This is a genomic window from Streptomyces marokkonensis, assembly GCF_008312835.1.
Classification (GTDB): Bacteria; Actinomycetota; Actinomycetes; order Streptomycetales; family Streptomycetaceae; genus Streptomyces; species Streptomyces marokkonensis_A.
In genome coordinates, this window is the sequence record NZ_VSKS01000017.1 from 62,950 (window position 1) to 83,562 (window position 20,613).

The window sequence follows — 20,613 nt, forward strand, 5'->3', positions numbered from 1 at the left end:
GGGGGCGTGGGGTCAGGACGGGGTGACGATCACCGGCCCCGCCCCGTCGGCCGACTCGCCACGTCCCTCGGCGATCCGCACGGCCTCCTCCACCAGCGTCTCGACGATCTGCGACTCCGGAACGGTCTTGATCACCTTCCCCTTCACGAAGATCTGTCCCTTGCCGTTGCCGGACGCCACGCCCAGGTCGGCCTCCCTGGCCTCGCCCGGCCCGTTCACGACACAGCCCATGACGGCCACCCGGAGCGCCGCGGGGAACCCCTCCAGCGCCGCCGAGACCTTCTCCGCCAGGGTGTGCACGTCCACCTGGGCCCGCCCGCAGGAGGGGCAGGAGACGATGTCCAGACCCCGCTCGCGCAGGGCCAGCGCCTCCAGGATCTGCGTGCCGACCTTGACCTCCTCCACCGGCGGCGCCGACAGGGAGACCCGGATGGTGTCGCCGATCCCCTCGGACAGCAGCGCTCCGAACGCCACCGCGGACTTGATCGTGCCCTGGAAGGCCGGGCCGGCCTCAGTCACCCCGAGGTGCAGGGGGTAGTCGCAGCGCTGGGCGAGCAGCCGGTACGCGGCGATCATGACCACGGGGTCGTTGTGCTTGACCGAGATCTTGATGTCGCGGAAGTTGTGCTCCTCGAAGAGAGAGCACTCCCACAGCGCCGACTCGACCAGCGCCTCCGGGGTGGCCCTGCCGTACTTCTCGAGCAGCCGGCGGTCCAGCGAGCCGGCGTTGACGCCGATGCGGATCGGGATGCCGGCGTTCGCCGCCTCCTTGGCGATCTCACCGACCCTGTCGTCGAACTTCTTGATGTTTCCTGGGTTGACGCGCACGGCGGCACATCCGGCGTCGATGGCCGCGAACACGTACTTGGGCTGGAAGTGGATATCGGCGATCACCGGGATCGGCGACTTCCTGGCGATGGCGGGCAGCGCGGCCACGTCGTCGGCTGAGGGGACCGCGACCCGGACGATCTGGCAGCCCGCCGCCGTCAGTTCGGCGATCTGCTGCAGCGTGGCGTTGACGTCCGCGGTCACGGTCGTCGTCATGGACTGCACCGACACCGGCGCGTCCCCGCCGACCGGCACTGAACCCACCGTGATCTGGCGGGACTTGCGTCGCCGGGCCAGCGGCGGCAGAACCGCCTCCGGCCTGACCGACGGCATTCCGAGACCGACCGTCGTCATCGTGTCTCTCCTCCGCTTTCCTGCTTGATGAGGCGGGCCATCTCCCGCTGGAATTCGACACTTCCGGTGTTGATGCGGTCCTCCACCGGACCGCTGATCTCCTCCACCACGGCCCTGGCGATGTCCTGCGCGGTCAGTCCGCAGCCGGAGAGCACCTCGGCGCGGCTGCCGTGCTGGAGAAAGCGCCGGGGGATGCCGAACTCCCGCATCGGCGTGCGCACCCCTGCGTCGCGCAGGAACTGGGCGACGGTCGAACCCACGCCGCCCATGCGGCTGTTGTCCTCGACGGTGATGGCGAGGCGGTGCCGGCGCGCCATGTCGGCGAGCGTCGGGTTGACCGGCGTCACCCAGCGCGGGTCGACGACCGTCGCGCCGACGCCCTGCGCCCACAGCACCTCGGCCACCTGCAGCGCCACCGGGGCCAGCGCTCCGACCGAGACGATCAGCACGTCGAGCGGTCCCGCGCGGTGCAGTACGTCGGTGCCGGCGAACGTCGTCCTGGCGGGGATGTCGTCGCCCGTCGGGCCCTTGGGGAAGCGCACCAGGGTCGGGCCCTCCTCCCACTCGACGGCCTCCGCGAGCAGCTCGGCGAGGCGGGCGCCGTCCCGCGGAGCGGCGATCCGCAGCCCCGGCACCACCTGGAGCACCGACAGGTCCCACATACCGTTGTGGCTGGGACCGTCGTCGCCGGTGACACCGGACCGGTCGAGGACGAACGTCACGGCCCTGCGGTGCAGTGCCACGTCCATCAGCAGCTGGTCGAAGGCGCGGTTGACGAAGGTGGAGTAGATGGCGACGACCGGGTGGACACCGCCCAGGGACATGCCCGCGGCCATGGTGACCGCGTGCTGCTCCGCGATGCCGACGTCGATGACCCGCTTCGGGAAGCGCTCCTGCATCGGCAGCAGCCCCGTCGGCTCCAGCATGGCCGCCGTGATCGCCACGACGTCCGGCCGGCGCTCGGCGATGCGGACGAGCTCGCGTCCGAAGACGGAGGTGAACGAAGGCCAGGCGGAACCTTTCAGCGGCCGGCCCGTCTCAGGGTCCATCGGCTTGATGGCGTGGCCCCGGTCCAGCTCGTTCTGCTCCGTCACCGTGTACCCGCGGCCCTTCTCGGTGACCACGTGCACGACGACGGGCCTGCGCAGGTCCCGTGCGCGGCGCAGCGTCTCCTCCAGCACCGGCACGTCGTGCCCGTCGACCGGGCCGAGGTAGGCCAGGCCCAGCTGTTCGAACAGGCCGGGGACGCCCTGCTGTCCGGCACGCAGCTCCCCCAGGTGGTCGGCGAAGCCGCCCTGGGTGAGGGCGTAGGAGCGCTGGTTGTCGTTGAGCACGATGACCAGCGGCCGGTCCGGTCCGCCCGTGATGTTGTTCAGGGCCTCCCACGCCATGCCGCCGGTCATCGCCCCGTCGCCGATGACGGCGACCACGGCCCGGTCGGTGCGCCCTTGGTGGGCGTCGGCGCGCGCCAGGCCGTCGGCGTACGACAGCGCCGTGGACGCGTGGGAGTTCTCCACCAGGTCGTGCTCGGACTCCGCCGGGTTCGGGTAGCCGGACAGGCCGCCCTGCTGGCGCAGGCGGTCGAACCCGGCCGCCCGCCCGGTGACGATCTTGTGCACGTACGCCTGGTGACCGGTGTCCCACAGCAGCCGGTCGCGGGGCGAGTCGAAGACCCGGTGCAGGGCGAGGGTCAGCTCCACCACCCCAAGGTTGGGGCCGAGGTGTCCGCCGGTCGCACAGACCCGGTCGACGAGGAAGGCGCGGATCTCCGCGGCGAGTGTGACCAGTTCCTCCGCGCTCAGTTCCCGGAGGCGCTCCGGGCCGTGCACGGTTTCCAGCAACGACATGCGATCACCGGTCCCGGTAGGCGACTTCGAGGGCCATCTCACTCAGTTCCTCCCGCCACACCGGTTCGATCGCGGCCTGGTCGAGGGCAGCGCCGGCGCGTTCCACGAGCGCGTCGATGCGCTCCTCGATCCGGGTCCTGCTCTCGCCGAGCAGGTCGAGCAGCGCCGCGGTGTCCCATTCGGGGCGGTTGACGAGCAGGCGCACCTGCTGGTCGCGCTCCGCGGCCTCGGCGAGGAGCAGCGTCATCTTGTGCTGCCCCAGGTCCAGTCCGACCGGCTTGCCGGCCACCGTGCTGTCGCCGAACGCGCCGATGAGGTCGTCGCGCAGCTGGAAGGCGAGTCCGAGGCGCTCGCCGTACTCCTCGAACGCGGCCGTCAGGTCGGGCCGTCCGGCGAGCGCGGCGCCCAGCAGCAGGGGACGCGTGATGCTGTAGCGGCCGGACTTGCAGATCGCGATCCACCGCGACAGCTCCGGCGCGATCACCCCCTCCGCGGCCACGGCCACGTCCAGGTGCTGGCCGATCTGGATCTCGGTGACCATCTCGCCCCACACGTCACGGGCGCTCGGCGGCAGGTCGCGGGTGAGGCGGTCGGCGTAGAGCATGGCCAGCACACCGGAGATCAGGGCCACGCCCTCGCCGTAGCGGCGTGACTCGCCCCGCCAGCCGCGCTCCGCGTGGACCGTGGCGTGCCGGACGTGCGCCGCGGGGGCCCCGCGGCGGGTGTCGGACGCGTCGAGCACGTCGTCGTGCAGCAGCGCGCCGGTGTGGACCAGCTCGATGGCGGAGGCGGCGTCCGCCACCGCCGGGTCGTCGGGGTCGCCTCCCGCGGCCAGGTACCCGGTCACGCAGAAGGCGGGGCGCAGCCGCTTGCCGCCCGCGTCGACCAGGGAGGTCACCGTGTCCACGGGCACCGCGCCCCGTTCGTCGACACCGCTCCAGCGGGCGCGTTCGTCGGCGAGGAGCTCGCCGAGACGTCGCTCGGCCCTGCGCAGCACCTCGGCACGGGCGTCGCGCACTGTGAGCCGGTCTGTCACCGCGGTCGTCATCAATTGCTCCCTCTCCTGTCCGGCCGGTCAGCCGGCCTTCGCCGTGTCGATGAGGTGCGTCGGCGGATGAAAGACCACGTCCTCCTGCGCCACCTGCTCGATCTCGATATCGCGGTAACCGAATTCCGCGAGCCTTTCCAGAACCTGGTCGACGAGGATCTCCGGGGCGCTGGCACCTGCGCTCAGCCCCACCACCGACACTCCTTCAAGCCAGCTCTCGTCGAATTCCGTGACGTCCGGGACAAGATAGGCGGGAACACCGAAACGCCGCGCCACCTCGACCATCCGAAGCGAATTGCTGGAATTCCGGGAACCGACCACGAGCATCAGGTCCGAGCGCGGCACGACCTGTTTGACGGCGTCCTGCCTGTTCTGGCTCGCGAAGCAGATGTCGTCAGTTCCGGGGCCCCGCAGATCGGTGAAGCGGCGGCGCAGCACCTCGACGATGTCGCGCGTCTCGTCCACCGAGAGCGTCGTCTGGGTGAGGAAGGCCACCGGGGTGTCGGCCGGCAGGTCCAGCCGCTCGGCATCCTCCACGGTCTCCACGATCACCGTGCGGTCGGGCGCGTGCCCGAAGGTCCCCTCGACCTCCTCGTGCCCGGCGTGGCCCACCAGCAGCAGCGTGCGTCCCTCCCGGGCGAACCGCTTGGCCTCCTGGTGCACCTTGGACACCAACGGGCAGGTGGCGTCGATCACGTCCAGCCGGCGGGCCTGCGCGTTGCGCCGCACCTGGGGCGAGACGCCGTGCGCGGAGAACACGCACACCGCCCCCTCGGGCACCTCCTCCTCGGAGTCCACGAACCGCACGCCGCGCTGTTCCAGCTGCCGCACCACATAGTGGTTGTGCACGATTTCCTTGCGCACATAAAGCGGAGTTCCATGGCGTTCCAACGCCAGCTCGATAATCGATATGGCCCGGCGCACACCGGCGCAGAAACTACGCGGTTCCGCGAGGATGACCTTCTTCGTGCGTCCCATTTTCACCCGTCTCCGCTGCGTGGTTCAACTCCCGCAGCAGACTGTGCTGTTCAGGTGTGTCCCCGGTCAACCGTCTCAGGGTGCTCGGGCTCGAATCAGTCATGTACCGAGGGCGCCCCAACCGCTGAACCTTGCTAGGCCCTTGTCATTCATTACGGCTACCTCCGATTCCTAATGTGGAGCCGACCGCACGGCGTGAATGGAACCGACCGCACGGCGTGAATTGAGCGGTCCGCACGGCGTGAAAGGAATCGACCGAGGAGTCATATGAGTACTGCTCTCATTCGGCCCGAAGCCGTGCTCGGGGACGCGCTCGACGACCTGGGCACGGAGCTGTTTGCGACACTGCGCCGCAGCGACCAGCGGCGCCGCGGCATGGAGTACGTCCACGGACTGCTCTCCACCCGCGGCCGTAAATCGATACGGAACATGGCGGCGCTGAAGGGCAGCAGCACCGGTCAGAGCCTCCATCACTTCATCTGCAGCTCCACCTGGGACTGGATTCCGGTGCGCCGGTCCCTGGCCGGGTACCTGAGCCGCCTCGCGCCGCCGCAGGCCTACGTCGCGCGCCTGATGACGATCCCGAAGGTGGGGCGTCACTCGGTGGGGGTCAGCCGGTACTTCTCGGTCGACGAGGGACAGGCACTCAACGCCCAGCGCGCCGTGGGGGTGTGGGGTGTCGCCGACACCATCACGGCGCCGTTCAGCTGGCGGCTGTATCTGCCGCAGGCCTGGCTCAAGGACGGGCTGCGCCGCAATCAGGCCTCCATCCCGTGCGAGGTGGGGCCCGAGACGCTGGGCGACTGTGTGCTGACGGCCTGCCGGGAGAGCCTGGCCGCCTGGGAGCTGCCGGCGCAGCCGGTCGTCGTCGACATCGAGGAGGCCGACCCCGTCACCACGGTGCGCGGCCTGCGCGCCATGGGCTTCCCGGCCATGGTGCGGGTCCACGGCGACCTGCCGTTGACGGTGCACGATCCCGCGCTGACCGGGCACGGCGCGCACCTGCTGACCGCTCCGGAGATCATGCAGGCGGCGCGGGCCCTGTTCCGGCCCATGGCCCGCCTGGAGACCGTCTCACGTTCGCTGCCCGCGGTCCGCAGGACCGCGCTCGTGGCGGCGGTCGGGGTGCGCGTGCCGGGGGCAGGCCCGGACGGAGCACCGCTGTCGCTGGTCGGTGTGAACGCTCGGGGACGGCGCGGGCCGGCCGAGATGTGGCTGACCGACCTGCCCCATCCGGCAGCCTCGGTGCTGCGCTTCGGCGACGCCGCGCGCCGCGTCGACCGCGACTTCGACGAGGTGACGTGTCAGGTGGGCATCCGTGACTACGTCGGCCGCTCCTACAGCGGCTGGCACCGCCACACCACCCTCGCCTCGGCCGCGCACGCCGTCGCCGTGCTCTCCGCGGCGGCCCCGCAGGCGCGGCAGGCCTCCTGACCCGGTGCCGGGCCGGACCACGGCGACGACGGCGGCCGGGGCCGGGCCGGGGCAGCCGTGGCGACGACGGAAGGGGTGACGCCGGGAACCGACCGGCGGACGGCGTGGCGTGCCGTCGTACGGCACGCCACGAACGGCGCCGCCCGCCCGGGCCGGGGGCCGGGCGGGCGGCGGTGCGGTGCGGGGGTGTGCGACACGGCCGTGGGTCAGAGCGGGACGTCCAGCCGGGAGTGGAGATCCGCGATGCGCATCCGGCGCACGTGGTAGAAGCGGTGGGGGCGTGCTTGGTGACGCCCGAGTCGAGTTCCACGGCGACACAGCCGGGGCGTGAGCGCGGCCGACGAGACGGTCGAACAGCCGGGCCCCGATCCCGGTCGACCGGCGTCCGGCGGCGGTGACCAGGTCCTCGACCAGGAGGATGCGGCCCCGGCTGGTGGCCGGGGTGCGGTGGGTGGCCACGGCCACGCAGGGGCCGTCCGTGAGGTATGCGGCGGTGAACACCGGCCCCTGCCCGTGCGCCTCGGCGGCGAATCGGTCGAAGGCGTCCGCCGCCAGGTCCGGCCGCAGGGTGCGGATAGGCGGGCGTACGTCGTCCCGCATGCGCGGGGTGCCGGGTGTGACGTCTTCGATGAGCGGCCCGTGACCGGCGAAGGGCCTCGCGCTGGTCACGGCTGCGGCACCCAGGAGACGTCGTCCCAGGAGGCGGCTGCCGGGACTTGCTCGTCGGGGCCGTCTCGGCGAGGCGCGCGCCGCCCAGGATGAGGGTGCTCGGCCGGTCCGGGGTGAACTCCGGCCACGACGGCAGCCCGGGGGCCTCGGGCCGCGAGCTCCTGGCGAAGGAGGCCACGATGTCCCTGAAGGCGGCCGACAGGCGCCGTTCGGCGGGGCCGTCGCCGCACTTCCCAACGTGCCGGGGCAGACCGTGGGTGCCGAAGGAACTTGGAGTCCGAGGTGTGCGGGGTGCCGAAGTAGGGCGGCCGGACCGTGTGGCTGAACTCCATCGCGTACAGCGGGGTGCGGCCGACGCGGGCGTGCCGCTCGGCGAGCCGGACGATGGCGTGCCGGAACAGCAGGTCGTCCCAGACCTCCCTCCACACGGACAGCGGGTCGGTCGGGCGCCGTTCGGCCACGGCGGCGTCCCGGGACGCCTCGACGCAGGCGCGGGCCAGGCCGTCCGGTCCGCCGGCCTGCTTCTCGTCCGCGGCGTACCGCAGGACCTCGCGGACCGCGTGGTGCAGGGAGGCGTCGTCGACCGGGACGGGGGCGGGCTGCGGTGAGCCGGGCCCGTGCACAAGGAGCACTCCGTGGCGGTGTGCACGGACAGCACGGGCACCTCGGGGGCGGGCAGTTCGTGGTCGAAGCCACGCATCCGCCGGCCGTCGTCGACCGGTCCCCGGTACCAGCGGCCGATCGTGACGGGCCGGTCCGCGAGCCGGCCCGCGAAGAACGTGGCCGCGGCGTCCCGCAGCACGCCGGCCAGCACCGGGCGCAGCCCGGGACGGTGGTGCCCTGCCGACGGGCCAGGATGCCGTACACGCGGTGCGCGTCCTCGGGCGTCTGGGACATGGTCGGGACCGTCACATGGCACGCGCTGATCGCATGATCCGCCGGATGGCGCCCCGCAGTTCGGGCAGCAGGGCGGACGCCCCGCCCGCGGAGGTCCCGCACACGGTGATGTTCCCCGGGTCGCCGCCGAAGGCCGCGGCGTTCTCCCGCACCCAGTGCAGCAGCGTGATCTGGTCCTGCAGGTGCTCCTGTACGGCGGCCGGTTGTTCGGCCGCCGTACAGGAACCGTCCGCCCGCCGCTCTGCGGTAACGCAGCACCCCGTCCGGCCGTTCCTCGGCGAGCAGCACGGCGAGCCGGTCGGCCCAGTCGAGCGACGCACCGTCGGTCGCGCGGACCCCGCGGTCCGCGTCCCCAGCGTCGCCGACGGCCGTGTACGACTCGATACGGCGCCTGTCACCCGTTCTGGATGGTGTGGTCACGTCGGAACTTCTCACTTCTCGGGCCCTGCGGGCCGTGTCCGCCGCCTCGGCGGCGCACGCGGCGGCCGTCCTGTCCACCGACAGCCTCGGCCTGGAGCACGTGGCGTAGGCCTGCCGACCGCGGACTCCCGGCCTCGCGGGGGCGGTACGGGCGGAGCGGCGGCCGGGCGGCACAGCCATGGGCCGGGCGGGCGCGCGGCACCCCGCCCGGCCCGTGCTGTGCCGCTCAGCTGTCCGGCAGCTCGATCGACTGGGGGTGGCGGAAGAAGTTCCGCGGATCCCACTTCGCCTTGATGCGCTGCAGCCGCGGGTAGTTGTCCTTGTAGTACAACTCGTAGCAGGACACCCCGGACCGGTTGAACGTGGGGTCGCTCAGGTCGTTGTCCGGGTAGTTGATGTAGCAGCCATCGGTGACGTCGTTCGGCACCGGGACGCCGCCCGTGTCGGCGTACAGGTCCTGGTAGAAGGACCGCAGCCAGGTGACGTTCCGCTCGTCGTCCTCGGCCCTGTGCCAGTACGACTCGAAGTAGACCAGCCAGAGGGCGTCCCGGTGGGTCGCGGCGGTGGCGTGGTCGTCCAAGGCGCTGATCTGTCCGCGGACGGAGTTGATGACCAGGAAGCTGTACGGGTTGGGATTGACCGTCTTCGTCAGGTACCGGTAGATCGTCTGCACCTGGTGCTCGGGGAAGGCGTCCTTCATGTAGGTCGACTTGTGGGAGGTCCGCAGACTGGGGCTGGTGATCGTCTCGCCGGCGGTCATGGTCTGCGCGGTGGCCTTGAGGAACGGCTGCTCCGTGATGTTGGCGCGGCTCGGCTGCACGCCCAGCGCGTCGGACACGAACGCGATGAAGTCGTCCACCAGCTTGCGGGCGTCCGGCACGGTCGAGTCGATCTGGGCGACCACGTTGAAGGTGCCCGAGTCGGCGTGCTGCAGGAAGATCCAGTGCCCCATGTCGATGTAGGGCGAGTCGAGGCCGCCGTGGGTCCTGGACCAGTCGGCGTACCGGGCCATGAAGGTCGCGAAGGCCTCTTCCGTGATGTCCTGCCACGACCAGGCCGCGAAGATGGAGAAGACGGTGGACGGCGCCTTCGGCAGCAGGTCGCCCGGGCTGCCCTCGGCGCCGCGGCTGCGCATCCAGAAGCGCGTGACCACACCGAAGTTGCCGCCTCCCCCGCCGGCGACGGCCCAGGCCAGGTCGTGGTTCGGGTCTGCCGGGTCGCGAGTGGCGACGACGGCGTGCGCCTCGCCCCGCTCGTCGACGGTGACGACCTCGACGGCGTAGAGGTGGTCGCTGAGGATGCCGTGCTTGCGCGAGAGGATGCCGTATCCGCCGCCGGAGAAGTGGCCGCCGGCGCCCGTGGCGTAGCAGCCGCCGCCCGGGAGGGTGACGCCCCAGCCGATGTGCAGCGTCTCGTAGATCTTCAGGAGCGTGGCGCCGGGCTCGACCACGAAGGCGCCGCGGTCGTCGTCGAAGCCGACGTGGTCCATCAGCCGCAGGTCGACGATGATCTCCGTCTCGTCGTTGAAGACGAGGTTCTCGAAGCAGTGGCCGCCGCTGCGGACCGCGATGCGCTTGTTGTCGCGGACCGCCTCCCGGACGATCTCGAGGACCTGCTCGGTGGTGGAGGGCAGGCGGATCGCCTCGGGAGAGGCCACGTGCCGGTTGTTGCCGTGGCCTCTGATCATGTCGGGGTAGCGCGCGTCCTCGGGCGTCACGGTGGGTATGGCGTCGGTGTGGCGACGCTGCGTCGTGCTCTGGGGGGTGGCCAGAGCCGGGTGGGCGTTGGCTACGATGCTGTTCACTCGGTTCATGCTCCCGTTTCGTGAGCTGCTCGTCCGGCGGGCTCGTTCGCTCGCCGCGCCACCAGCGTCCGTGCTCCCGTCGGGGACGGTCCGGAACTCCACGGACTATTTGTCAGGTACACCGATACCGGTCGCCGTGACGTGGTGTGGACCAGCCAACGAGCGACGATTTCCGGCAGTCCGGGCTCTTCCGGTCGGTCGTCCCGACCCGGCTCACTGCCCCCGCATCCTCGACGCCTTCAACCACGCGACCGGACCACTACGGGCCAAGGACGTCCGCGAGGCCCTCAGCCACGAACTGCCGCCGAAGAACATCGAAGGCACCCGGGCCAAGCCGAAACGCCGGGTCAAACTCGGAACCCTCACCGAGGCCGACACCGGCCGCCCCAAGGGCGTGGTGCTCCGGCACGCCAACACCGACGCCTACCTGGACCACGCCGTCGAGCGGACCGGGGCCGGGCCGGAGAGCCGGCTGTCGCAGACCTTCGACCTGACCTTCGACCCATCGGTCTTCGACATGTTCGTGGCCTGGAGCACCGGGGCGGCCCTCGTCGTACCCACCCGGGACGAGCTGATGGACCCGGCCGGCTTCGTGGCGCGGCACGGGCTGACCCACTGGTTCTCCGTGCCGTCGGTGGTCTCGCTCGCCGCCCGGTTACGGCGGTTGACGCCGGACTCGAGCGGCAGGCCGGGGGGGCTTCGCCGCGGCCGCTCCGGGCGCCCGCCTGGAGAACCTCTACGGCCCCACCGAGCTGACCGTCACCTGCACCGGCTACCGCCTTCCCGCCGACCCGGCCCACTGGCCGCGCACCGCGAACGGCACCGTTCCCATCGGGACCGCGCACCCGGGCGCCGAACAGCTGGTGGTGGATGAGCGGCTGCGCCCCGCCGAGGAGGGCGAACTCCTGGTGCGCGGGACGCAGCGCTTCCCCGGCTACCTGGACCCGGCGGACGACCCGGGCCGGTTCGCCGCGGGCGAGCCCGGCACGGGCCTGATCCCCTACGAGAGCGGACCGCTGACCGACGCCCACTGGTACCGGACCGGAGACCGGGTGGCCCGGGACGGCGAAGGCCTGGTGCACCTGGGCCGCCTAGACAGCCAGGTCAAGATCAGTGGCTACCGTGTCGAGCTGGCCGAGGTCGAGGAGGCCCTGCGCGCGCGTCCCGGTGTCACCAACGCGGTCGTGGTGGCACGTACCGACCTGTCCGCGCCCGTCCTGCAGGCGGTCTGCACCGGGAACGCCCCCGATCCGGCGCCCCTGTTGGAGGCGTTGCAGGAACGGCTGCCCGCCTACATGGTGCCGCGCACCCTGCTGCGTCTGCCGGAGCTGCCGCTCAACCTCAACCGCAAGACCGACCGCGGGGCCGTCGCCGCCGCCCTGGACACGGCACGGCGGGCCGCGCCCCGCACTCCTGCGCACCCCCGCGGACCGGACCGCCGCCGGCGTCCTCCGCACCCCCTCCCCCTCCCCGGAAGGAGCCCGGTGACGTGACCGTGACCACCGCCACCCGCACCCCGCTGCCCGGCCGTGAGGAGTTCTGCACCGCCATGGCGCAGCTCGCCACCGGCGTCGCTGTGATCACGACCAACGGCTCGGACGGGCCCGTCGGCTGCACCGCGAGCGCGGTGCTCTCGCTGTCCACCGAGCCGCCCTCGCTGCTCGTCTCCCTCGCCAACGGCGGCCGCACCGTACGGCAGGCACTCGACCACGGCCTCTTCGCCGTCAACATCCTGAGCTGGCAGCAGCGGGACCTGATCGACCGCTTCACCCGGCGGCCGGCGGCGGAGCGCGGCTTGGACGCGCGTCCTGCTGCTGGACGGGGAACTGGCCACTGCAGCCGAAGAAGCTCCGCTACCGGCTGCTGCACGTCGCTGCCCGCCTCACCCGCGGCGGCCGACGCCTGCGCTTGCGGATATCGGCGACCTGGCCCTGGAGAAACGAACTGGCCACGGCCTTCCGTCGCGACACCGAAATCGCTTCGGCCACCCGACAGTTACCCCTCAACGACGCCTCATCGTCCCCAACCGAACCGGCGAGGTTTACGCCCTCTCAGATGGCCGACACCCTGGTCTGAATGTCGTGGGGAAGGTACAAGAGCACCTACCTGGGCCTCAGTTCGAGTGTGCCATCGACGAGTCGGGTGACTCCCAGCGGGTTGATGGCTCGGAGTTCCTCAGGAAGGAGAGCGTCGGGGAACGACTGGTAGCAGACCGGACGGAGCCAGCGTTCGATGGCCAGCGTTCCGACACTGGTGGTACCGGGTGCACTCGTCGCGGGCCAGGGTCCGCCGTGCACCATGGCGTTGCAGACCTCAACCCCCGTCGGCCAGCCACCCCACAAGATGCGTCCGGCAAGGTCCTCCAGAACGGGCAGCAGACGCATGGCTGTCTTCAGGTCTGCGTTCGTACCGTGGATGGTGGCTGTCAACTGTCCATCCATGCCCTCCAGCAGGCCAAGGAGTTCTTCGAGCCCGGACCACCGTACGACGAGGCCGGCGGCGCCGAAGACCTCACCGGTGAGGTCCTCATGAGCCGTATAGGTCGCCACGTCGCATTCGAGGACCACGGGGCTCGGTGCATACGGGCTTTCCCCGGGCGTTCCCTGTGCCAGCGTGGAGACTCCATGAACGGCCGCCCACCGTTTCGACCCCTCGACGTAGGCCTCCGTGATGCCCGGGGTCAGCATGACCCGCCCCGTCGTGTCGGCCACTGTCCGAGCCACGGCGGCGCAGAAGGCGTCGCCTGCCGCACCTGTCGGCAGCAGCAGGAGCCCGGGATTCGTGCAGAACTGACCTGAGCCGCTGGTCAGTGACGTCACGTACGCGGCGGCAAGAGCGGCAGGGTCGGCCAAGGCTTCGTCGAGGACGATCACGGGATTGACCGCCGACATCTCGGCGTGGACCGGGATGGGCACAGGCCGAGAGTTCGCAGCTCGGACCAACGCCATTCCACCGGCCCGTGAACCGGTGAATCCAACCGCCATGATCCGTGGGTCGCGCACGAGGTTCTGACCTACTTCTGTGCCGCGGCCGACGAGCAACGAAAAGACGCCGGCCGGCATGCCAGTGCGCTCGGCGGCAGAGACCACGGCGCGGGCGACGAGCTCGCTGGTGCCCGGGTGGGCCGGATGCGCCTTGGCTATGACGGGGCAGCCCGCGGCCAGTGCGGATGCGGTGTCACCGCCGGCGACGGAGAAGGCCAGCGGGAAGTTGCTCGCACCGAACACGGCGACAGGGCCGACGGGGATTTTACGCAGGCGCAGGTCCGCACGAGCGAGTGGCAGGCGGTCAGGGAGCGCGGAGTCCACGCGGACACCGAGCGCGTCCCCACTCCGCACCAGCTCCGCGAACATGCGCAGTTGTCCGCAGGTGCGTCCGCGTTCGCCGGTCAACCGATCCAGTGGCAGTCCGGACTCGCTTGCCGCAAGGTGCAGAAGGCCGTCACCGAGTGCCTCGATCTCCTCCGCGCAGGCGTCGAGAAAGGCAGCCCGGCGGTGGTTGGGCAAGGCGCGGTACTCGCGTGCGGCAGAGGCAGCCTGTCGGGCTGCCCGCGCAACGTGGTCCGGTGAGGCATCCCGCAGCGGGGGGCCCAGGGGCTCGGACGTCGCTGCTCGGACGCCGCGCCAGGGCTCACCCGCGCCGGGAATGTCACGGCCGGCCACGATCGAGGTTCCGGTCAGATGCACAGTGCTTCCTCTTCCTACCCTGCTGTTGAAAGTCGTATCGCCGCTGGCGTTGCCTTCGCGTCGATCGGATGTATAGCCTAAGCAATGGCATGTGACATTGCACAGAGGGGAGGGTCGATGACTTCGAAGGTTGTCGTCGTGGGCGCGGGCGTGGTCGGCGCCGCGTGCGCCTTCCACGCCGCCTCGGCGGGCTTGGACGTCACGGTCGTCGACCGCGGGGCGGTCGGCGCCGGGACGACCAGTCGTGGGGAAGGCAATGTTCTCCTCTCTGACAAGGAGCCGGGGCCCGAACTCGATCTGGCTCGCCTGAGCCGCGCTCTGTGGGAGGAGGCCGGTGAGGAGCTCGGGTCCGACTCCATCGAGCTCGAGGCGAAAGGGGGCCTCGTCGTCGCAAGCACCGCCGAAGGCCTCACAGCCCTCCGCGGGTTCGCCCTGCGGCAGGCGACGGCCGGGGTCCGCACTGAGCCGGTCGAGCACGTTCGCGACATCGAACCCCACCTTGCGCCCGGGCTGCCCGGTGGCATCCACTATCCGCAGGACGCACAGGTGCAGCCCGTCCTGGCGGCGGCGGCGATGCTGCATGCCGCCGTGGCACGGGGCGCACGCTTCCACACGGGTGAGATCGCCGCTGCGGTGATGGGGCGGGGAGACCGGCTCACCGGCGTGCGGACGGTCGCCGGAGATGTCCTGCCCGCCGATGCCGTCGTGAACGCTGCCGGCACGTGGGGCGGTGAAGTCGGCCGTCGGCTCGGTGCGTCCATCGAGGTCCTACCGCGCCGGGGGTTCGTTCTGGTGACCGAACCGCTGCCGCGGATGGTCCGGCACAAAGTCTACTCGGCCGACTACGTTGCCAACGTCGCCTCGTCCGACGCAGGGCTGGAGACCTCCTGCGTTGTGGAGGGCACCCGCGGTGGCACGATCCTTATCGGCGCCAGCCGGGAACGCGTCGGCTTCGATACGACGATGAATCCCGCCGTGGTCGCCCGACTGGCGGCGCAGGCCTGCCGGCTGTTTCCCTTCCTGCGGGGGATCCATCTGATCCGCACCTACCGCGGTTTCCGGCCGTACTGCCCGGACCACCTCCCGGTCATCGGACCGGATCCGAGGGCCCCCGGGGTCATCCATGCGTGCGGTCACGAGGGCGCGGGTATCGGTCTCGCCCCCGCGACCGGAGCACTCGTGACGGCCCACCTGCTCGGCCGCTCCTGGCGCGGCGCCGATCCGGCGGCGCACACCGGGCTTCTGCCCGACCGCTTCTTCACCTCCGGAGGTACGTCGAAGTGAGCGAGCTCATCATCGACGGCAAACCACTGGCGTTCGTCGAGGGGCAGACCGTCGCCGCAGCCCTCGTGGCGGCGGGACGGGTCTCCTGGCGCACCACCCGAGTCGGGCACCGTCCGCGTGGCGTCTTCTGCGGGATCGGCGTCTGCTTCGACTGCCTCGTGGCGATCGACGGGGTCGGCGGGCAGCGCGCCTGCCTGATCCCGGCACGTGAGGGTATGACCGTCACGACTGAGGAGAGTACCGATGAGTGACCCGGCAGATCTCATCGTTGTGGGTGCTGGCCCTGCCGGCATGGCCGCGGCGGTCACGGCTCTGACCGGTGGGCTGCGCGTGGTGCTCATCGACTCGGGCACCGCCGTCGGCGGTCAGTTCTGGCGGCACCCGCCGGAACACGCGCGATCGGTCATTCCGACCGAGGACCTGCATCACGGACAGCGCGAATACCACGACCTCTGCGAAACCTTGTCGGTGCACGCGCGGAAAGGGCAGCTCGACCTGCGCCTGAATCACCATGTGTGGTCCGCGGTCCGCGAGGAGGACGGATTCGCGGTCCATACCGTCGACCGGCGGGAGGCGCCGCAGGAGATCGCCGTGGTCCTGCGCGCACCGAGGCTCCTCGTGGCAACCGGCGCCTACGACCGTCAACTGCCCTTCCCTGGGTGGGACCTGCCGGGCGTCCTCACCATCGGCGGTCTCCAGGCCCTGCTCAAGGGCGGTGGGGTCGCGGCCGGGAGCCGCGTGGCACTGGGCGGGACCGGTCCGTTCCTGCTCCCGGTCGCCACGAGCCTCGCGGCGCGTGGCGTCGAGGTGGTCGCGGTGTGTGAGGCGGCCCACCCACGGGCATGGCTGCGGCACCCCGGTCCGCTGCTGCGCAACCCCGGTAAATGGGCCGAGGGAGCCGGGTACGCCCTTACGCTGGTGCGCCACCGCATCCCTCTCCGTCCCCGCACAGCCATCATCCGCGCCGAAGGAGGCGCACGCGTGACGTCGGTCCGGATCGCTTCGTTGGCGTCGGACGGCAGCCCGCGCCCGGGAAGGGAACGACGCATCGAGGTCGACGCCGTCGGCGTCGGCTGGGGTTTCGTACCCCAGCTCGACCTGCTCATCACCCTTGGCTGCGCACTCACGAACTCCGCGGACGGCAACGCGGTGGTAGCAGTCGACAAAGGTCAGCGCACCACCGTCCCCGGCCTCTACGCCGCAGGAGAGACGTGTGGTGTCGGCGGGGCGGTACTCGCGGTGGGTGAGGGCCGACTGGCCGCGGAGTCGGTCCTCGCCGACTCGGGTGCCGCTCCCGTGCTGGGGACGAAGCGCCTGGCCGCAGTGCGCTCCGCAGTCGCCGCCCAGCGTGCCTTCGCCCGAGCGCTGGCTCTTGCCCATCCGATTCCTCCGGCGTGGTCCTCGTGGCTGACCGACGAAACCACCGTGTGCCGGTGTGAGGAGGTGACTGCGGGGGTGATAAGGACCGTTCGCGCCGAGGGTGCATGTGATCACCGCCAGGTCAAACAACTGACCCGCGCCGGTATGGGCTGGTGCCAGGGGCGTATGTGCGGACCGGCCGTTCACTGCCTCGCGGCTCCGAAGCAGGCCTACCACCCCACGGAACGGCTTGTCGCGACGCCCGTCACCCTTGGGGCGCTCGCCGACCTTGACAGATGACCGTCGACATCGACGGACAGCAATGACAACCGACAAGGAGTGTTCATGAGAGAGAACCGCATGCCCTGGCACGGCGTCATCGTCGCAACCAGCCTGCCGTTCGACGACGATCTCACGGTCAGTTTCGGCGCCTACGGCGAGAGTGTCGCCTGGCTCGCAGAGCAGGGGCTGCACGGTGTCGCGCCGAACGGGTCACTGGGCGAGTACCAGACGCTGACGTACGAGGAGCGCGATCGTGTCGTCGAAACGGCAGTGGCCAACGCCCCCGAAGGGTTCACCGTCATGCCGGGCGTCGGTGCCTACAGCGGTGTGGAGGCCAAGCGGCACGCCCAGTTCGCCAAGGACGCCGGCTGTCAGGCGGTCATGTGCCTGCCGCCCAACGCCTACCGCGCCGACGACCGCGCGGTCCTCGAGCATTTCGAACTGGTGGCTTCGGTCGGCCTGCCCGTCACGGCGTACAACAACCCCATCGACACCAAGGTGGACTTGCGCCCGGAGCTGCTGGCCAAGCTGCACGCCGAAGGCTTCATCGTCGGTGTCAAGGAGTTCTCAGGCGATGTGCGGCGCTGCTACGAGATCTCCGAGATGGCCCCCGGCCTCGACCTCATGATCGGTACCGACGACACCGTGCTGGAGGTCGGCATCGCCGGCGCCAAGGGCTGGGTCGCCGGTTACCCCCAGGTCTTCCCCCGGGCCTGCCTCGCACTGTACGAGGCGTCCGTCACGGGTGATCTGGAGACGGCACTGCCGCTCTACCGTCAGCTGCACCCGGTTCTGCGGTGGGACAGCAAGACCGAGTTCGTCCAGGCCATCAAGCTCGGCCAAGAGATGATCGGCCGCCGCGGGGGTGGCTGCCGCCCGCCGCGACAGCCGCTCGGCCCGGAGACGGAGACTGTCGTGCGCGCCGCCACCCAGGCCCTCATCGACGCCGGAGTGAGCTGACGATGCGCTCGACCGTGTGTTATCACGCCGTCGACTCGCACACCGAGGGGATGCCCACACGCGTGATCACGGGAGGTGTGGGCGTCCTTCCCGGTGCCACGATGTTCGAGAGACGGCAGCGGTTCGTCGCGGAACGCGACCACCTGCGCACCCTGCTCATGTGTGAGCCGCGCGGGCACGCGTCGATGTCGGGGGCCATCCTGCAGCCTTCGACCCGGCCGGACGCCGACTACGGCGTGCTCTTCATCGAAGTCTCCGGCTGCCTGCCGATGTGCGGGCACGGGACCATCGGCGTCGCGACGGTCCTCGTCGAGACGGGCATGGTCGAGGTGGCCGAGCCGGAGACCCTGGTGCGGCTCGACACACCGGCGGGACTGGTCACGGCGCGGGTGCGAGTGCGCGACGGCCACGCCGAATCGGTGACCCTCGAGAATGTCGCATCGTACTGCCACGCCCTCGACCAGGTCGTCGACGTGCCGGGATATGGAGCGGTGCGTTACGACATAGCCTACGGCGGCAACTTCTACGCCTTTGTCCGGACCGAGGATCTCGGCATTCCCTTCGACCGGGCGCAGAAAGAACGGCTGCTCGACGCCGGGCTGGCCGTCATGGAAGCGATCAACGAGCAGAACCCGGTGTCCCACCCGGAGAACCCAGAGATCAACGTGTGTCATCACGTCTATCTCGAGGCTCCCGGATCGACCGCGGAGCACTCCCGGCACGCCATGGCGATCCACCCGGGTTGGTTCGACAGGTCGCCCTGCGGCACGGGCACCAGTGCCCGCATGGCACAGCTGCACGCCCGTGGCCAGTTGCCGGTCGGCCAGGACTTCGTCAACGAGTCGTTCATCGGCTCCCGGTTCGTCGGGCGGGTGCTGGCGGAGACTGTGGTCGGAGGCCTGCCAGCCGTCCTGCCGTCCGTCACCGGCCGCGCCTGGATCACCGGCACCGCGCAGTACCTGCTCGATCCATCCGATCCCTACCCGGCCGGCTTCACCCTCTAGATGATCTGTTCCAAGGGGTCGGTGATCGTAGGACGGGCTGTCCGGTGGCCTCGTGGTGCCGGATCGCGGCGGTCAGCGCGAGGATGGGCTGCATGACTCGGGCCATGACCCCTCCGGGTGTGCCCCTCGGTGCCGTTCGAGGTCAAGCTGTCCCTTGAAGGTCTCGTTGATCGAAGCGCTGACCTGCCGCAGCGGCTTGAACAGGGCTGCACCAGGCCGTTCCCATTAGTAGTTCTCGTGGCCGATGCAAGTCTGTCGGGGGGCGCCTCTCGCAGAAGCTCGCAATCGGCTCCCAGGAGGTCAAGGAGGGTCTCGCGTTCGTCGGCCCTGGCCCCGGTCTGGGCGAAGGCGATGGGCAGGCCCTGAAGTGTGCAGACCATGTGCAGGCGCAAGCCCTCAGAAGACCGAGGTGGGCGGCCAGGATCCGATTGCCGCTTCGCATCAGACCGGCGGGCGCCACGGCGCCAGCTCGCTGCCACATCGACCACCGGGGCTGGCAGCCCGCCGCCTGACCGTCTCGCGGTGGCTCTGGCCGCCACCCACCCCGCAACCTCCGCAGGCATCCCTAGGGAATTGATCATCTAGTGGCCGGCCCCACCGCGCCGTGACGACGTCGTGATCGACACTCCCTTGTGTCACTGCGAGGGCCCTCGCCAACGGCTCCTGCCCAGGACGTGGTGTTCGCGAACCGCGTCCATGCCCGCTGGACGGAACGCATCGCCGGTGAGACGCGACATAGATCTACTCACCTCGGGCACAACTGTCCCGTGCCAATCACACCGTGGCCATGCTCCGTGCGAGCGGCGAAGGCTGAGCTGTCTCCTGAACGCGCGTGCACGCGCGGGGGACACTGATTTTTCATGAGCTCCCGTGCGTTCACCTGCCCGATTAGGAGCGCACCCGCGGGAAGCCTGGGGGCGGGCGACCTGAGGATCAACGGGCGCCCAGTGTCCGCTTGGAGACGTTGCGTTCTGCGGCCTCCTCCTGTTTCCGTGCTGCCCACAAGGTCCGAACGTGGGCAAGATGATGGCGCATATGTTCCTCGGCTGCTGCGGCGTCCCCGGACAGCATGAGGTCGAGCAATGCAGTGTGCTCCTGTGCGGAGGCAACCAGCGCCCCGGCTTCCGCGAGCTCCGTCAGACCGTAGAGGCGGGAGCGTTTGCGCAGGTCGGCCACAGTCTCGACGAGGCGCGAGTTGCCTGCCAGGGCGAGTAGATCGAGATGGAAGCGGCGGTCCGATTCCAGGTAGCCGATGAGGTCGCCGGCACGTGCGGCGGCCACGATCTCATCGGCCACGGGACGTAGGGCCTCCAACTGTTCCCGTGAGGCTGACAGCGTGACCCGGCCGACGGTCGGGATCTCGATGAGGGAGCGAATCTCCGTGAACTCGTCCAGGTCGCGCTCGGACAGTTCGGTGACGCGGAACCCTTTGTTGCGTACGGCCTCAACCAGGCCTTCTCGCGCCAGGTCCAGCATGGCCTCGCGCACCGGAGTTGCGGAGACTCCGTACTCGGCAGCAAGGGTGGGGGCGGAGTAGATCACCCCGGGCTTGAGGTCGCCTGCGATGAGTGCCGCGCGGAGGGCGTTGGCCACCTGGTCACGTAGATGCTTCTGTACCGAGATGAGTGTGCGGGGCTTCAACTCGCTCATGGGATCCCTCCATGTATTTGTTACCCCACTATACAATGTCACGTTGCGCTACCTCCTCGCGGCCTGCCCGGTGCCGTCGGCAAGGCCTCACCGGGCAGGCCGCCTCCTT

16 protein-coding genes and 4 pseudogenes are annotated in these 20,613 nt (G+C 70.4%); 11 read left to right on the plus strand and 9 right to left on the minus strand.

The genetic code is table 11. The annotated features are described in order from the left end of the window. Positions 1–12 precede the first annotated feature (12 nt). Genes ispG through ispH form a run of 4 tightly spaced genes read right to left on the minus strand, consistent with a single transcriptional unit; the run spans position 13 to position 5,055 of the window. A complete protein-coding gene (ispG, locus tag F1615_RS25855; protein WP_149551472.1) occupies positions 13–1,182 on the minus strand; it encodes a flavodoxin-dependent (E)-4-hydroxy-3-methylbut-2-enyl-diphosphate synthase in 1,170 nt (389 codons plus the stop codon). Beyond that, positions 1,179–3,029 carry a 1-deoxy-D-xylulose-5-phosphate synthase gene (locus F1615_RS25860; RefSeq protein ID WP_149551473.1) on the minus strand — a complete coding sequence of 617 codons (1,851 nt, stop codon included), beginning with the start codon at positions 3,027–3,029 and terminating at the stop codon, positions 1,179–1,181. The genes ispG and F1615_RS25860 overlap by 4 nt, the downstream gene beginning before the upstream one ends. Before the next feature lie 4 nt (positions 3,030–3,033). Continuing rightward, on the minus strand, positions 3,034–4,077 hold the full coding sequence (locus F1615_RS25865) for a polyprenyl synthetase family protein (RefSeq protein ID WP_149551474.1): 1,044 nt from the start codon (positions 4,075–4,077) through the stop codon (positions 3,034–3,036). A gap of 27 nt (positions 4,078–4,104) precedes the next feature. Further along, a complete protein-coding gene (gene ispH, locus F1615_RS25870) occupies positions 4,105–5,055 on the minus strand; it encodes a 4-hydroxy-3-methylbut-2-enyl diphosphate reductase (RefSeq protein WP_149551475.1) in 951 nt (316 codons plus the stop codon). Positions 5,056–5,322: 267 nt separating this feature from the next. On the opposite strand from ispH, the gene F1615_RS25875 reads away from it, so the two are divergent. Further along, a complete protein-coding gene (locus F1615_RS25875; protein ID WP_244328845.1) occupies positions 5,323–6,489 on the plus strand; it encodes an IS701 family transposase in 1,167 nt (388 codons plus the stop codon). Between the two features lie 986 nt (positions 6,490–7,475). Continuing rightward, a complete protein-coding gene (locus F1615_RS25885; protein WP_149551476.1) occupies positions 7,476–7,766 on the plus strand; it encodes a hypothetical protein in 291 nt (96 codons plus the stop codon). 300 nt (positions 7,767–8,066) lie between these two features. On the opposite strand, the gene F1615_RS37145 is transcribed toward F1615_RS25885, so the two are convergent. Further along, a complete protein-coding gene (locus F1615_RS37145) occupies positions 8,067–8,453 on the minus strand; it encodes a carboxylesterase family protein (RefSeq protein WP_149551477.1) in 387 nt (128 codons plus the stop codon). A gap of 248 nt (positions 8,454–8,701) precedes the next feature. Then, on the minus strand, positions 8,702–10,288 hold the full coding sequence (locus F1615_RS25895) for an FAD-binding protein (protein WP_149551478.1): 1,587 nt from the start codon (positions 10,286–10,288) through the stop codon (positions 8,702–8,704). On the opposite strand from F1615_RS25895, the pseudogene F1615_RS35985 reads away from it, so the two are divergent. The 4 genes and pseudogenes from F1615_RS35985 to F1615_RS37155 form a co-directional block, all read left to right on the plus strand. Next, positions 10,287–11,160, plus strand: a pseudogene (locus F1615_RS35985) (AMP-binding protein); the annotation flags it as partial. The gene F1615_RS25895 and the pseudogene F1615_RS35985 overlap by 2 nt on opposite strands. 306 nt (positions 11,161–11,466) lie before the next feature. Then, positions 11,467–11,772, plus strand: a complete 306-nt coding sequence (locus tag F1615_RS36460) for a hypothetical protein (RefSeq protein ID WP_244328860.1) — start codon at positions 11,467–11,469, stop codon at positions 11,770–11,772. A 56-nt stretch (positions 11,773–11,828) separates the two neighbouring features. Then, positions 11,829–12,050, plus strand: a pseudogene (locus F1615_RS37150) (flavin reductase family protein); the annotation flags it as partial. A 22-nt stretch (positions 12,051–12,072) separates the two neighbouring features. Further along, positions 12,073–12,268, plus strand: a pseudogene (locus tag F1615_RS37155) (transposase); the annotation flags it as partial. A 113-nt stretch (positions 12,269–12,381) separates the two neighbouring features. Here the strand turns inward: F1615_RS37155 and F1615_RS25920 are convergent. Continuing rightward, complete coding sequence (locus F1615_RS25920; protein ID WP_149551481.1) at positions 12,382–13,965, minus strand: aldehyde dehydrogenase (NADP(+)); 1,584 nt, start codon at positions 13,963–13,965, stop codon at positions 12,382–12,384. A gap of 117 nt (positions 13,966–14,082) precedes the next feature. On the opposite strand from F1615_RS25920, the gene F1615_RS25925 reads away from it, so the two are divergent. Genes F1615_RS25925 through F1615_RS25945 form a run of 5 tightly spaced genes read left to right on the plus strand, consistent with a single transcriptional unit; the run spans position 14,083 to position 18,854 of the window. Further along, positions 14,083–15,249, plus strand: a complete 1,167-nt coding sequence (locus F1615_RS25925; protein ID WP_149551482.1) for an NAD(P)/FAD-dependent oxidoreductase — start codon at positions 14,083–14,085, stop codon at positions 15,247–15,249. Continuing rightward, the gene (locus F1615_RS25930) at positions 15,246–15,500 is read left to right on the plus strand and encodes a (2Fe-2S)-binding protein (RefSeq protein WP_149551483.1); all 255 of its coding nucleotides are present in this window, start codon (positions 15,246–15,248) and stop codon (positions 15,498–15,500) included. Before F1615_RS25925 ends, F1615_RS25930 begins: the two co-directional genes overlap by 4 nt. Continuing rightward, positions 15,493–16,908 carry an NAD(P)/FAD-dependent oxidoreductase gene (locus tag F1615_RS25935; protein WP_149551484.1) on the plus strand — a complete coding sequence of 472 codons (1,416 nt, stop codon included), beginning with the start codon at positions 15,493–15,495 and terminating at the stop codon, positions 16,906–16,908. The genes F1615_RS25930 and F1615_RS25935 overlap by 8 nt, the downstream gene beginning before the upstream one ends. A 45-nt stretch (positions 16,909–16,953) precedes the next feature. Then, positions 16,954–17,850, plus strand: coding sequence for a dihydrodipicolinate synthase family protein (locus F1615_RS25940; RefSeq protein ID WP_149551485.1), 897 nt, complete (start codon positions 16,954–16,956; stop codon positions 17,848–17,850). A 2-nt stretch (positions 17,851–17,852) separates the two neighbouring features. Next, complete coding sequence (locus tag F1615_RS25945) at positions 17,853–18,854, plus strand: proline racemase family protein (RefSeq protein ID WP_149551486.1); 1,002 nt, start codon at positions 17,853–17,855, stop codon at positions 18,852–18,854. Here F1615_RS25945 and F1615_RS37160 read toward each other — a convergent pair. Then, positions 18,844–19,249, minus strand: a pseudogene (locus F1615_RS37160) (IS982 family transposase); the annotation flags it as partial. The gene F1615_RS25945 and the pseudogene F1615_RS37160 sit on opposite strands and share 11 nt — an antisense overlap. A 538-nt stretch (positions 19,250–19,787) precedes the next feature. Next, entirely contained in the window at positions 19,788–20,504 is a 717-nt protein-coding gene (locus tag F1615_RS25950; protein WP_149551487.1) for a GntR family transcriptional regulator, read from the minus strand. Positions 20,505–20,613: the final 109 nt, after the last annotated feature.